A 13327-nucleotide genomic window follows, 5' to 3' on the forward strand; every position below is an offset into this window, starting at 1 on the left:
CATGCCAAGAGATATTCAAGCCAAACTGCTGATCGTCGACGATCTGCCTGAGAATCTGTTGGCCCTGGAAGCGCTGATCAAGCGCGAAGACCGTGAGGTCTTCAAGGCCTTGTCGGCGGATGAAGCGCTCTCGCTGCTTTTGCAACACGACTTTGCCCTGGCGATCATTGATGTGCAGATGCCGGGCATGAACGGATTCGAACTGGCCGAGCTGATGCGCGGCACGGAAAAGACCCGCAGCATCCCGATCATTTTTGTCAGCGCCGCCGGCCGCGAGCGCAACTATGCATTCACCGGCTATGAAAGCGGTGCGGTGGATTTCCTGCACAAGCCGCTGGACACCCACGCGGTCAAAAGCAAGGTCAGCGTGTTCGTCGAGCTCTATCGCCAGCGCAAGGCGATGAAGGAACAGGTGCTAGCTCTCGAGCAGAGTCGCCGGGAGCAGGAGCAGTTGCTCCAGCAGTTGCAAGCCACCCGTGGCGAGCTCGAGCAGGCGGTGCGCATGCGGGACGATTTCATGTCGATCGTCGCCCATGAGGTTCGTACGCCGCTTAACGGCCTGATCCTGGAAACGCAGTTGCGCAAGATGCACTTGGCGCGCGACAACGCCTCGGCGTTCACCCTGGACAAGATCAAGGCGATGGTTGAACGCGATGAGCGCCAGATCAAGAGCCTGATCCGCTTGATCGAGGACATGCTGGACGTGTCACGGATTCGCACCGGGAAGTTGTCTATCCGTCCGACCCGCTTCAACCTGACGGCGCTGGTGGAGAACCTGCTGCGCAACTTCCAGCCGCAGATCGCCGCTGCCGAATGCTCCGTGAGTTGTACCGCCGAGCCTATGGTGGAAGGGCACTGGGATGAGTTTCGCATCGAGCAGGTGGTCTCGAACCTGCTGACCAACGCGTTGCGTTATGGCAGCAAGAGCCCGATCGAAGTGCGCGTCTATCAGACGCCCGACCACGCCTGCATCGAAGTGCAGGATCACGGTATCGGCATCAGCGAAGAGAACCAGAAGCGCATCTTCCAGCAGTTCGAGCGGGTATCGTCCAAGGCCGCCACCGCTGGCCTGGGGCTGGGCTTGTTCATCTCCGAGCAGATTGTCACCGCCCATGGCGGTATCATCACGGTCAATAGCCGCCTCAACGAAGGGGCGTTGTTTCGCGTTTGTCTGCCTTTTCAGAAAACTGGCGAACGGACGCAACCTCTGAGTGGCCCCAAGGTCGTATCAGCAGCGATTGATCCAACAAAGGCTTCTCATGAGTGAAGATGCGCAAGACGTTGTACTGATTGTCGAGGATGATCCGTCGATCCTGATGGTGCTGTCGGCCTACCTGTCTGGCGAAGGGTACCGGGTGCTCCAGGCTGAAAACGGCGAGCAGGCGTTCGAGATTCTAGCGAGCAAACCTCACCTGGACATGATGATTACCGACTTCCGTCTGCCGGGGGGGATTTCCGGGGTGCAGATCGCCGAGCCTGCGGTGAGGTTGCGTCCGGACCTGAAGGTCATCTTTATCAGTGGGTATGCTCAGGAAGTGCGCGAGACCGATAGCCCCATCACGCGTAAGGCGCCGATTCTGGACAAGCCGTTTGATCTGGATGTGTTGCAGAAGATCATGCAGGGGATGTTGTCGTAGTCAGCCGGTTGTTTGGGCTTCAATGGGTGTATATCCGTTTCTGCGGTAACGGCTACTTAGGGTTCCGCCCTTACGGCGGGTCACTTTTTTCAGACGCCAAAAAAGTAACCAAAAAGGCTTTGCCCCACCACTCGGTGCCTCGCCAAGGCTCGGCATGCCCTCACTCCGGCATTGCTCCGTGGGCCCGCCGCGAAGGGCCATCCTTGGCCCAGCGCGGCTATCCCGGCATCCATGCCGGGATGCCCACTGCACAATGCCTGCGTTCGGCCAGCGTGGTTAACGGGGCGCTGAGATCAACATCAAAAGCACAGCAAGAGCAACAGCAACAGCGGGTACATGCAAGCATTTGCGTAGCTGACCCACCGCTATCGCGAGCAAGCTCGCTCCCACATTGGACCTTCGATAGACACAGGCCTCACGGCACACAGCAATCCCTGTGGGAGCGAGCCTGCTCGCGAAGGGGCCAGTCCATCCCACATCTGTATTGACTGACACTCAGTCTCCGCGAGCAGGCTCGCTCCCACGTTGGATTTTGGGGAGACACAGGCCCCACGGCACACAGGATCCCTGTGGGAGCGAGCCTGCTCGCGAAGGGCCAGTCCATCCAACATCTGTATTGACTGACACTCAGTCTTCGCGAGCAGGCTCGCTCCCACATTGGATTTTGGGCAGACACAGGCCTCACCGCACACAGCAATCCCTGTGGGAGCGAGCTTGCTCGCGAAGGGGCCAGTCCAGCCAACATCTGCATTGACTGACACTCAGTCTTCGCGAGCGGGCTCGCTCCCACAATTTGATCGACTTACAGCCGTAAGAATCGCCAGCCTGGCTGGAGGCGTTGATTCGGCGCCCCGTTAATAACGCTGGCTGAACGGAAGTGTCAAACCTTGATCATCTCCCGCACCTTCGCCGTCAACAGATCAAACGTGAACGGCTTGGTGATCATCTGCATGCCTGGGTCGAGGAAACCACCGCGCACCGCCGCGTGTTCGGCGTAACCGGTGATGAACAGCACTTTCAGATCGGGGCGGATCTGCCGGCCGATTTCGGCCAGTTGCCGCCCATTCATGCCGGGCAGGCCCACATCGCTGATCAACAGGTCGATGCGCTGGTTCGATTGCAGGATCGGCATCGCCGCGTTTGCGTCGCCGGCCTCGACGAAGGCGTAGCCCAACTCGCTCAGCACTGCGCTGACCAACACCCGCACCGCCGCGTCATCTTCGACGATGAGCACGGTTTCGCCATCCTGCGCATAAGGCGCCTGCTGGGTGACGGCGGCTGGTTCGTGTATCTCCTCGCCCACAAAGCGCGGCAGATAAAGGTTCACGGTGGTGCCTTTGTCGACCTCGCTGTCGATGGTCACGTGGCCACGGGACTGCTTGCTGAAGCCATAGATCATCGAAAGGCCCAGGCCGGTACCCTGGCCGATCGGCTTGGTCGTGAAGAACGGATCGAACGCACGGTGCATCACCGCTTCCGGCATGCCGCATCCGCTATCCTGCACGCTTAACACCACGTAGTCCCCGGGCTCCAGGTTGGTGTAGGCGTCGGTGAAGCCGGTGTCCAGGTAACGATTGAATGTCTGCACCAGCAGTTTGCCGCCACCGGGCATCGCATCGCGAGCGTTGAGTACCAGGTTGAGCAGGGCGCTTTCCAGTTGATTGGGGTCGGCTTCGGCGATCCAGAGCTGCTCGTCCAGTTGCATCTCCAGGCGGATACTCTCGTTGAGGCTGCGCTGCAGCAACTCGCCCATGGACAATACGAGCGTGTTCATTTGCACAGCCTTGGAGTCCAGCGATTGCCGCCGGGAGAAGGCCAGGAGCCGATGCGTCAGGCCTGCCGCGCGATTGGCCGAGGTCACGCCCAGGTCGATCAGGCTGTCCAGGTCTTCGGTGCGGCCGCGCGCCAGGCGTCGGCGCAGCAATTCGAGGCTGCCGATGATGCCGGTGAGCATGTTGTTGAAGTCATGGGCGATGCCGCCGGTCAATTGGCCGACTGCTTCCATTTTCTGCGACTGGCGCAGGGCTTCTTCGTTATGTCGCAGCTGGGCGGTGCGCTCCTCGACCTGTTGTTCCAGGGTTTCGAGGGTCGTTTGCAGGCGCAGCTCGCTGTTGCTCAGGTCGATCAGCCGGTCCCGCGCTTCGTATTGCCTGCGGCGTCCGCGCAGCGCGGTGGTCACCAGGCTGACGAGCGTCACCGGATGGAACGGACGCTCCAGGAACGTCACGTTGCCCAGCTGCACGCCGATGCGTGCCACCGGGTTCTGCTCCGGGCCACCGTGATGAGTCAGCAGGACAATTGGCAAGTCGGACCAGGCCGGCTGCTGTTCGATGTGCTGGAACAGGGTTTCCAGATCCGGCCCGACCAGGGCTTCCGATGAAATCACCAAAAGGCCTGCGCCTTGCCCCAATTCTTCGCATAAATGGCCCAGATGACTGCAAACGAGGCCGTTGAAACCGGCTTCCTTGAGAATCATCAGGGCAATCTGGCTGTCCCGTCCGAGCGGCGCGAGAATCAGCGCCCGCTCGGACAGTGGCTCGGCCGACGTCACGGAGTGCCATCCTCAAGCAACGGGTTGTCCGCACCCATGTAGGTCGGTACGCCACGCAACACGCCTTGGAATGCTTCCAGCGGTTGGCCGATGGTCATGCCCAGCTTGCTGATGCGATATTCACGGATAGTCGACTCATGGGCGCCGGTGCGCTTCTTGATAACGGAAACCGCCCGGCGAACCTTGCCCAGCGCTTCGAAGTAACGCAGCAGGATGACGGTGTCGGCGAGGTAGGTAATGTCCACTGGCGCCTGCATGTCGCCCACCAGCCCGTGTTGCGCGACGGTCATGAAGGTCGCCGCGCCTTTGCGGTTGAGGTAGAGCAACAGCTCATGCATATGCAAGACCAGGGCGTTTTCTTCCGGCATGGCGGCCTGGTAGCCGTTGATGCTGTCGATCACCACGGTTTTGATGTTGCCGTCACTGACGCAACGCCGCACACGATGGGAAAACTCGCCCGGAGACAGCTCCGCGGCGTCGACCTGCTCGATCAGCAGGTTGCCGGTTTTTTGCAATTCGTGCAGATCGATGCCGATGTTTTTCATGCGCTCGAACAGCAGCCCCAGCTCTTCGTCGAAGATGAACAGCGCGGCTTTTTCTCCGCGGCGTACGGCAGCTGCAGCAAAGATCAACGAGATCAGCGATTTGCCGGTACCGGCCGGACCGAGAATCAGCGTGCTGGAGCCGGTCTCGATGCCACCGCCTAACAGGGCGTCCATTTCGGCGATGCCGCTGGACAGCTGTTGACGCAAGTACTGGCCACGATGCTCGGCGGCCACCAGGCGAGGGAAGACGTGCAGGCCGTCGCTCATGATGGTGAAATCGTGGTAGCCGCCACGGTATTTCTGCCCGCGATACTTGACCACCCGCAGCCGGCGCCGTTCGGCACCGTAGTTGGGGGTCAGTTCCTCGAGGCGGATGACGCCGTGGGCCACGCTGTGCACGGTCTTGTCCAGGGATTCAGTGGTCAGGTCATCCAGGAGCAGGACCGTGGCGTCATAACGCACGAAGTAGTGTTTGATCGCGAGGATCTGCCGACGGTAGCGCAGAGAGCTCTGCGCCAGCAGGCGAATCTCCGAAAGGCTGTCGAGCACGACCCGGGTCGGCTTGATGCGCTCCACCACTTCGAAGATCTGCCGGGTCGCTTCCCCCAGTTCCAGGTCGGAGGAATACAGCAGGCTCTGCTGCTGATCGGCGTTGAGCAGGCTCTCGGGCGGGGTCAGCTCGAAGATGTGGATGCTCTCATCCAGCGTCCATCCATGGGAGGCCGCGCCCTGACGCAATTCACGCTCGGTTTCCGACAGCGTGATATACAACGAGCGTTCGCCGGCCTTGGCGCCGGCCATCAGGAAATGCAACGCGACCGTGGTTTTACCGGTACCCGGCTCTCCCTCCAGGAGAAACACGTGACCCCGGGACAAACCACCGGAAAGGACATCGTCCAGCCCTTCGATCCCGGTGGCGGCTTTTGCGCTGATCGACTCGTTAGATGTAATCAAAAATAACCCTCTCATGACTAGGGAAGTGGGCAGCAGGCGGGGTATCGCCTGAAAATGAACTGCCTGAACACTTGACCTTTGGCAGTGATGGCGGTTCCGCTTCCTTTGACAAAACGCGCACTGCTGCACAACTTTCCACCCGCGCGACTGGGCCTACAGGCCTTGTTGTATCGCCGGGTCGTCGGGGTTCAGTTGTTCCAGTTGGGCCAATAAAACCTGGACATGCTGCAACTGACCGGTCTCCTTCCAATAATTGATCAGCAATACCCGCGCCTTGCGATCGGCGGGGTAACGCTGGACGATTTCCTGTAGCTGCTTCTGCGCGGCTTCCACCTCCTGCTCGGCGTGCAAAGTGGTCGCCAGGTCATAGCGGTAGTGCCGGTTCTCAGGCTCAAGCTCCACCGCTTTGGCCAGGCCAAGCACGGCGTATTCGGTCTGCCCGTGCTGGAGCAGCCACATGCCCAGCGCATGTTGCAGATAAGCCGATGCCGGCTGGGTTTGCAACTGCCGGGCGAGCAGTTGTCGTGCAGCTTCGGCCTGGCCTTGTCGGTCCAGCACATCGACCTGCATGACCAGCGCCGGCAGGTTGTCCGGCTGCAGGCGCAGGGCCTGCTCCAGCGCCTGCTGGGCTTTTTTCAGATCAGCGTTATGCAGGTACAGCCGGGCGAGCTGATAGAGCGACTCGGTGGTGGGCGGAGCGTCGCTGAGTACCTGCTTCCAGGTATCGGCGGCAATCTGCATCGCGCCGAAATACAGGCCCAGTTCATCTGGCGAAAGACCCAGCAGGGCATTCACGGCGGCAAACCGGACGTCCGGCTCGTTGTCCTCCAGGAGCGGGCCGAGCAACAGGCTGCGCTGGGCGTTCGGTACCAGCCCGACGATGCTGTCGATGGCCGCGCGGCGCACCTGCGGCGATTCGCTGTGCAAGTCCGCTTGTGCCAGTTTCAGGGCCTGGGGGCTCGGGTAGTTGGGTAGCTCGGCGTGCAAGCGTACGCGGCGCTTGGGCGAGAGGTCCGGGCGTCCCAGTTGCTGGTAAAGCATCCGCGCCGCGCCGGGCTGCCCGTTGCGGGCGTTGTCCAGGGCCTCACTGTAACCACGCTTGATTGCTTCGGGGATTTGCGGCGTGGTGCTGCGTAGCCATATCGCGACGAGACCGATTGCCAGGACGACGGCAAGGCTGAGAAGGAGGTAGCGACGAGACGAGGACATTCAGGTAATCCGTAACCAGAAGCGTGAAGTGTCGCAAGCTTCGGTCAGGTCCGGGCTTGAGTCAAACCTGAATAGCGGTGGGGGATCTGTGGGAGCGAGCCTGCTCGCGATGACGGTGGGACAGGCAATGACATTTCATCGCCAGGAACCCGATATATCAGACAACCCTGTGGCGAGGGAGCTTGCTCCCGCTGGCCGGCAAAGCCGGCCCTGGCTGTCTTCAGGCAGACCGCGTCAGCCGGTTTTGCGACTGCTGCGCAGCCGAGCGGGAGCGAGCTCCCTCGCCACGGGGTATCTGGGCTGGCCTCATCGCGAGCAGGCTCGCTCCCACAACAGGCTTTTCCAAAAGCGCTGGTCGATAAACAAAAAAGCCCCGCGACCGAATGAGGCGCGGGGCAAAGGGATTGGTTGGTTGCGGCCAACCAAAGGAGCTCGGTTGGGAAGGGCTCAGTTGCTGGCGACGGTTTCCGGTTGCCAGCCGCCGCCCAGGGCCTTGTAGATCGCGACGATGCCGCGATACAGGTCCACTTCGGCCTGGGCCTGGCTGTCCTCGGCGGCGAGGCGTTCACGCTGGGCGTCGAGCAGCACGAGGAAGTCCTCGGTGCCTTCGCGGTAGCGAATCTCGGCCAGGTCGGCGGCCGCGCGGCTCGATTCGCTCTGGCGGATCAGCGAGATCAGCCGCTGTTGGCGTTTGCCGTAATCGCTGAAGGCGTTTTCCGATTCTTCCAGGGCCAGCAGCACTTGCTGTTCATAGTTCGCCAGGGCGCCATCAGCCTCGGCGCTGGCACCGCGCAAGCGCGCTCGCACACTGCCCAGGTCGAACGCGGCCCAGGTAATGCTTGGACCCAGCGCCCAGGCATTTGCCGCCGAGGAACCGATTTGCGAACCGCGTCCGGCGGTGAAGCCGAGGAAACCGCTGAGGCTGACCCTTGGGAACAGGTCGGCCTTGGCCACGCCGATGCGCGCCGTGGCAGCCGCCAGTTGACGTTCGGCACTCAGGACATCTGGACGGCGTTGCAGCAGTTGTCCGGGGTCGCCAATCGGCAGTGCCTTGGCAATCGCCGGCAGCTGTTTAGGGCTCAGGTCCACGCTCAGCTTGTCCGGACGCTCGCCCAGCAATGTCGCGATGCGGTTGCGCTGGCGCGCCTGTTCGGCTTGCAGTTGCGGCACGCTGGCTTCCACCGCGGCCAGACGCGCATCGGCACGCACCACGTCGAGCTGATCGCCGACGCCGGCATCACGCAGGCTTTCGGTGATCTTGCGCGACTCCTGCTGGTTCTGCAGGTTGGCCAGGGCGATTTTTTCACGCAGTTGGGCGCCGCGCAGCTGGCCGTAGGCGTCCACCAGTTCGGCGATCATGCTCACCTGCAACTGATAGAGATCGGCCTCGGCGGCCTGCTGGTCGGCATCGGTCGCTTCCAGGTTGCGCTGGATGCGGCCGAACAGGTCCAGTTCCCAGACCATGTCCAGGCCCAGGTCGTAACGCTCGGAGTTGACCCGGTCGTCGGTCTGCCCCATCGGGTTCTGGCCTTTGCCCAGCTCGCTACTTGCGCGGCTGGTGATGGTCGGCATGGCGTCATTGCTGGCGTCGTCGCGAATCGCCCGGGCGGCCCGCAGGCGGGCGAAGGCCACGCGCAACTCGCGGTTGCCGTCCAGGGAGCGAGTCACCAACGCGTTGAGGGTCGGGTCGTCGAACTGCTGCCACCAGATACCTTCGAACCGCGCGCGGTCGAAGTTCTTCTGGCCGGCGGCGCCGTCGGTGGCGGCGGTGATGTTGGCCGCCTCCGTTTTCGGTGCCTGGTAGTCCGGGCCCACGGCGCAGGCGCTTAACGCCAGGACCAGCAGGCTCGGCACGAACGCTTTCAAACTCATTGTTGCGCCTCCAGTTTCAAGGCCCGGGCCGCTTTGCGGGCCTCGCTGCGCTCGACGAAGTTACGGATCAATACGTAGAACACCGGGGTCAGCAGCAGGCCGAAGAAGGTCACCCCCAGCATGCCCGAGAACACCGCGACACCCATGGCGTGGCGCATTTCCGCACCGGCGCCGCTGGAGAGCACCAGGGGCACCACGCCCATGATGAAGGCGAAGGAGGTCATCAGGATCGGCCGCAGACGCAGGCGGCAAGCTTCCAGTACCGCAGCCAGCGGGGTCATGCCTTCGAGCTGTTTATCCTTGGCGAACTCGACGATCAGAATCGCGTTCTTGCAGGCCAGTCCGACCAGTACGATCAAGCCGATCTGGGTGAAGATGTTGTTGTCGCCACCGGAGAGAATCACCCCGGTAATCGCCGACAGCAGCGTCATCGGTACGATCAGGATCACCGCCAGAGGCAGGCTCCAGCTTTCGTATTGGGCCGCGAGCACCAGGAACGCCAGCAATACGCAGAGCGGGAACACGAACAACGCGGTGTTGCCCGAAAGAATCTGCTGGTACGTCAGGTCGGTCCACTCGTACGTCATGCCGTTGGGCAATTCGTCCTTGAGCAGTTTCTCGATGGCTTTTTCAGCCTGGCCGGAGCTGTAGCCCGGGGCGGCGGCACCGTTGATTTCAGCGGTGATGAAGCCGTTGTAGTGCATCACGCGGTCCGGCCCCGAGGTGTCGCTGACCTTGATGAAGGTCGCCAGCGGGATCATCTCGCCACGGTTGTTGCGCACCTTGAGCTGGCCGATCTGGTCCGACTCGAGGCGGAACTGTTGCTCGGCCTGGACGTTGACCTGGTAGGTACGGCCGAAGCGGTTGAAGTCGTTGGCATACAGCGAACCCAGGTAGATCTGCAGGGTGTCGAAGATGTCGCTGACGGCTACGCCGTGGGTCTTGGCTTTTTCACGATCGATGGCGGCATCGACCTGAGGCACGTTCACCGTGTAGCTGGTGAACAGCCCGGCCAGTTCCGGCACGTTGTGGCTCTTGGTGATGATGTTCATCGTTTCTTTGTACAGCTCGTCGTAGCCCAGGTTGCCCCGGTCTTCGATTTGCAGGCGGAAACCACCGATCGTGCCCAGGCCCTGTACCGGCGGCGGCGGGAAGATCGCCATGTAGGCTTCCTGGATCTCCGAATATTGGCCGTTCAACGCACCAGCGATGGCACCGGCCGACATACTCGCGTCCTTGCGCTCATCAAAAGGCTTGAGGGTCACGAAGACGATGCCGGCGTTCGGGCTGTTGGTGAAGCCGTTGATCGACAGGCCCGGGAAGGCCACCGCGCTTTCAACGCCCGGCTGCTTGAGGGCCATTTCGGACATGCGCTTGATCACGTCTTCGGTGCGGTCCAGGCTCGCGGCGTCCGGCAGTTGCGCGAAGGCCACCAGGTATTGCTTGTCCTGGCCAGGCACGAAACCGGTTGGCGTGTTGGAGAAACCGAAGAAGGTCAGCACCATCAAGCCTGCGTAAACGATCAGGGCGATGCCGCTGCTGCGGATCACACGGCCGACGGTGCCCACGTAACCGTGGCTGGCGCGGTCGAAGAAGCGGTTGAACGGACGGAACAGCCAGCCGCCGAAGATCTTGTCGAGGAGCCGCGAGAAACGGTCCTTGGGCGCGTCATGGCTCTTGAGCAATACCGCGGCCAGGGCTGGCGACAGGGTCAGCGAGTTGAACGCCGAGATCACCGTCGAGATGGCAATGGTCAAGGCAAACTGTTTGTAGAACTGCCCGGTCAAGCCGCTGATGAAGGCGGCGGGAACGAACACCGCACACAGTACGAGTGCCGTGGCGATGATCGGCCCGGTCACTTCGCCCATGGCGCGCTTGGTGGCTTCCACCGGCGTAAGCCCGAGGCCGATGTTCCGTTCGACGTTCTCCACCACCACGATGGCATCGTCCACGACGATACCGATGGCCAGTACCAGCCCGAACAGCGACAGCGCATTGAGTGAGAAGCCGAACAGGTGCATGACCGCGAATGTACCGATCAGCGACACCGGCACTGCCACCAGCGGGATGATCGAGGCGCGCCAGGTCTGCAGGAACAGGATCACCACCAGCACCACGAGGATCAGCGCTTCGAACAGGGTATGCACCACCGCTTCGATGGAGCCGCGCACGAAGATCGTCGGGTCATAGACGATGCTGTAGTCCATGCCGGCCGGGAAGCCTTTTTTCAGCTCATCCATTTTCTCGCGCACATCGTTGGAAATCTGGATGGCGTTGGAACCCGGGCGCTGGAAGATCGGGATCGCCACCGCCGGCTGGTTGTCGAGCAGCGAACGCAGGGCGTATTGGCTGGAGCCCAGCTCCACCCGTGCGATGTCTTTCAGGCGAGTGATTTCACCATTGGCGCCGGAGCGGATGATGATGTTCTCGAACTCTTCTTCGCTGACCAGGCGACCCTGGGTGTTGACCGAGAGTTGGAACGCCTGGGCATTCGGCGCTGGAGGCGCGCCCAGGGCACCGGCGGCAACCTGGCGGTTCTGCTCGCGGATCGCCGTGACAACGTCGGTAGCGGTCAAGTTGCGCGACGCAGTCTTGTTCGGATCCAGCCAGACTCGCAGCGAATAGTCGCCCATGCCGAACAATTGCACATCACCGACGCCGCCGAGGCGCGCCAGCTCATCCTTGATGTTGAGCAAGGCGTAGTTGGACAGATAAAGCATGTCGTAGCGTTTGTCCGGCGAGGTCAAGTGCACGACCATCGTCAGGTCGGGCGACGCCTTGTCCACCGTGATGCCGATCCGGGTCACTTCCTCCGGCAACTTGGGCTCGGTGCGGGTGACGCGGTTCTGCACCTGCACCTGGGCGTTGTCCAGGTCGGTACCCAGGGCGAAGGTGATGGTCAGAGTGATCTTGCCGTCGGCAGTGGACTGCGAGGACATGTAGAGCATGTTCTCGACACCGGTGATGGCTTGTTCCAGAGGCGCGGCTACGGTTTCACCGATGACCTTGGGGTTGGCGCCGGGGAAGTTGGCGCGCACGACCACGGTCGGCGGCACGACTTCGGGGTATTCGCTGATCGGCAGCTGGAACAGCGAGATCGCACCGGCGATCAGGATCAGCAGCGAGAGCACCGCTGCGAAGATCGGCCGCGAAATGAAGAACTGGGAAAATTTCATCTTGAGTTCAGTCCCTTAGTCGCGTGGGGACGCAGAGGCCAGTTTGCCTGCGGAGCCGGACGCTGCCTTGTTGGGCGCGACCTGGGGCAGGTTGCTGGCTTCGAGCGCTTTACGTTGTTGTGCCAGGGCGGCGAGGGTTTGCTCGCTGGCCATCGGCACGGTTTCAGGCGTGACCGGCGAACCCGGACGGGCCCGTTGCAGTCCCTTGACGATAATGGTGTCGTCCTTGCTCAGGCCGTTGCGCACGATACGCAGGCCTTCGATTTTCGGCCCCAGCTCGACGGCGCGGTACGCCGGCTTGTTGTCGGCGTCCATCACCAGCACGAATTTCTTGCCCAGGTCGGTGCCGACGGCTTCGTCGTTGATCAGCACGGCGGAGTAGGTGCCGCTGCCCACCAGTTTCAGTCGGGCGTACAGGCCAGGGGTGTAGGCGCCGTCCTTGTTGTCGAACACCGCGCGGCCACGGATGGTGCCGGTCTGCGGGTTGACCTGGTTGTCGACGAAGTTCATCTGGCCCAGGTGCGGGTTGCCTTCCTCGTTGGACAGGCCCATGTAGACCGGCGTGGCCTGGCCGCGCTGGCCCTGGCGGGCGAGTTGGGTGTACTTGAGGAAGACGCGCTCGTCGGCGTCGAAGTAGGCGTAGACCTTGTCGGTGGAGACCACGCTGGTCAGCGGCGTGACGTCGGCGGTCACCAGGTTGCCGGCGGTGATTTCCGCCCGGCTGACACGGCCGTTGATGGGCGAGGTGACCCGGGTGAAGCTGAGGTTCAGCTTGGCCAGGTCCAGTTGCGCCTGGATGCCGGCCACGGCGGCGCGGGCTTCCTGGGCTGCGGTGGTGCGCGAATCCGCCAGTTCAGCGGAAATCGCATTGCTCAAACGCAGGCGTTCGCCACGCTGGGCCTCGTTCTCGCTGCGGGTCGCGGTGGCGCGAGCCTGGGCCAGTTGGGCTTCGAGACGACGCACTTCAGCCTGGAACGGGCGCGGGTCAATCTGGAACAGCAGGTCGCCTTTCTTGACCAGCGCGCCTTCGGTGAAGGCCACTTCATCGATCTGCCCGGAAACGCGCGGGCGGATCTCTACGGTTTCCGGCGCTTCGAGGCGCCCGGTGAACTCGTCCCATTCGTTGACGGGTTGCTCCAGTACCTTGGCCACACTGACTTTGGCCGCCGGCATCGAAGCTGCCGTGTCGGGGGTCTTGCCGCACGCGCTGATCACCAGCACTGCCAACAGTGCCAGGGGAAAGCGCAATTTAGAAAGTGAATGTTCCATGGATAGCATCCGCCAAGTGTATTGAGATGGGCGGATGATGCGTGGCAAGGCTGAAAGGAACGAATCGAATGAAGCAAAGGTAACTATCATTCGGAATGATATAAGCCATTGATG

At 62.0% G+C, this 13327-nt stretch carries 8 protein-coding genes; 2 read left to right on the plus strand and 6 right to left on the minus strand.

Annotated features, from left to right (window positions below):
• Position 1: 1 nt before the first annotated feature.
• Together J3P89_RS11535 and J3P89_RS11540 are read left to right on the plus strand one after the other, a co-directional pair.
• The gene (locus J3P89_RS11535) at positions 2 to 1267 is read left to right on the plus strand and encodes a hybrid sensor histidine kinase/response regulator (protein WP_305500731.1); all 1266 of its coding nucleotides are present in this window, start codon (positions 2 to 4) and stop codon (positions 1265 to 1267) included.
• The gene (locus tag J3P89_RS11540) at positions 1260 to 1637 is read left to right on the plus strand and encodes a response regulator (protein ID WP_434573902.1); all 378 of its coding nucleotides are present in this window, start codon (positions 1260 to 1262) and stop codon (positions 1635 to 1637) included. The genes J3P89_RS11535 and J3P89_RS11540 overlap by 8 nt, the downstream gene beginning before the upstream one ends.
• An 880-nt stretch (positions 1638 to 2517) precedes the next feature.
• Here the strand turns inward: J3P89_RS11540 and J3P89_RS11545 are convergent.
• The 6 genes from J3P89_RS11545 to mexE all read right to left on the minus strand — a co-directional run bounded on the left by J3P89_RS11545 (position 2518) and on the right by mexE (position 13213).
• Complete coding sequence (locus J3P89_RS11545) at positions 2518 to 4188, minus strand: response regulator (RefSeq protein WP_434697583.1); 1671 nt, start codon at positions 4186 to 4188, stop codon at positions 2518 to 2520.
• Positions 4185 to 5687, minus strand: coding sequence for an ATPase domain-containing protein (locus J3P89_RS11550; RefSeq protein ID WP_434600944.1), 1503 nt, complete (start codon positions 5685 to 5687; stop codon positions 4185 to 4187). The genes J3P89_RS11545 and J3P89_RS11550 overlap by 4 nt, the downstream gene beginning before the upstream one ends.
• Positions 5688 to 5840: 153 nt before the next feature.
• Positions 5841 to 6896 carry a tetratricopeptide repeat protein gene (locus J3P89_RS11555; RefSeq protein WP_434697584.1) on the minus strand — a complete coding sequence of 352 codons (1056 nt, stop codon included), beginning with the start codon at positions 6894 to 6896 and terminating at the stop codon, positions 5841 to 5843.
• A 447-nt stretch (positions 6897 to 7343) separates the two neighbouring features.
• Positions 7344 to 8768: an efflux transporter outer membrane subunit gene (locus J3P89_RS11560; RefSeq protein WP_434697585.1), complete on the minus strand. Its 1425-nt coding sequence runs from the start codon at positions 8766 to 8768 to the stop codon at positions 7344 to 7346.
• Entirely contained in the window at positions 8765 to 11944 is a 3180-nt protein-coding gene (locus J3P89_RS11565) for an efflux RND transporter permease subunit (RefSeq protein ID WP_434600941.1), read from the minus strand. The genes J3P89_RS11560 and J3P89_RS11565 overlap by 4 nt, the downstream gene beginning before the upstream one ends.
• 15 nt (positions 11945 to 11959) lie before the next feature.
• The gene (gene mexE / locus J3P89_RS11570; RefSeq protein WP_434697586.1) at positions 11960 to 13213 is read right to left on the minus strand and encodes a multidrug efflux RND transporter periplasmic adaptor subunit MexE; all 1254 of its coding nucleotides are present in this window, start codon (positions 13211 to 13213) and stop codon (positions 11960 to 11962) included.
• Between the last annotated feature and the right edge of the window lie 114 nt (positions 13214 to 13327).

The sequence above is a fragment of the Pseudomonas sp. Z1-14 genome (assembly GCF_051132005.1).
Taxonomy (GTDB): domain Bacteria; phylum Pseudomonadota; class Gammaproteobacteria; order Pseudomonadales; family Pseudomonadaceae; genus Aquipseudomonas.

What these genes read in the sequence shown, in the direction of transcription:
- J3P89_RS11560 (WP_434697585.1), bottom strand. Translation starts at nt 8,768, where the DNA reads ATGAGTTTGAAAGCGTTCGTGCCGAGCCTGCTGGTCCTGGCGTTAAGC.
- J3P89_RS11535 (WP_305500731.1), top strand. Translation starts at nt 2, where the DNA reads ATGCCAAGAGATATTCAAGCCAAACTGCTGATCGTCGACGATCTGCCT.
- J3P89_RS11540 (WP_434573902.1), top strand. Translation starts at nt 1,260, where the DNA reads ATGAGTGAAGATGCGCAAGACGTTGTACTGATTGTCGAGGATGATCCG.
- J3P89_RS11565 (WP_434600941.1), bottom strand. Translation starts at nt 11,944, where the DNA reads ATGAAATTTTCCCAGTTCTTCATTTCGCGGCCGATCTTCGCAGCGGTG.
- mexE (WP_434697586.1), bottom strand. Translation starts at nt 13,213, where the DNA reads ATGGAACATTCACTTTCTAAATTGCGCTTTCCCCTGGCACTGTTGGCA.
- J3P89_RS11555 (WP_434697584.1), bottom strand. Translation starts at nt 6,896, where the DNA reads ATGTCCTCGTCTCGTCGCTACCTCCTTCTCAGCCTTGCCGTCGTCCTG.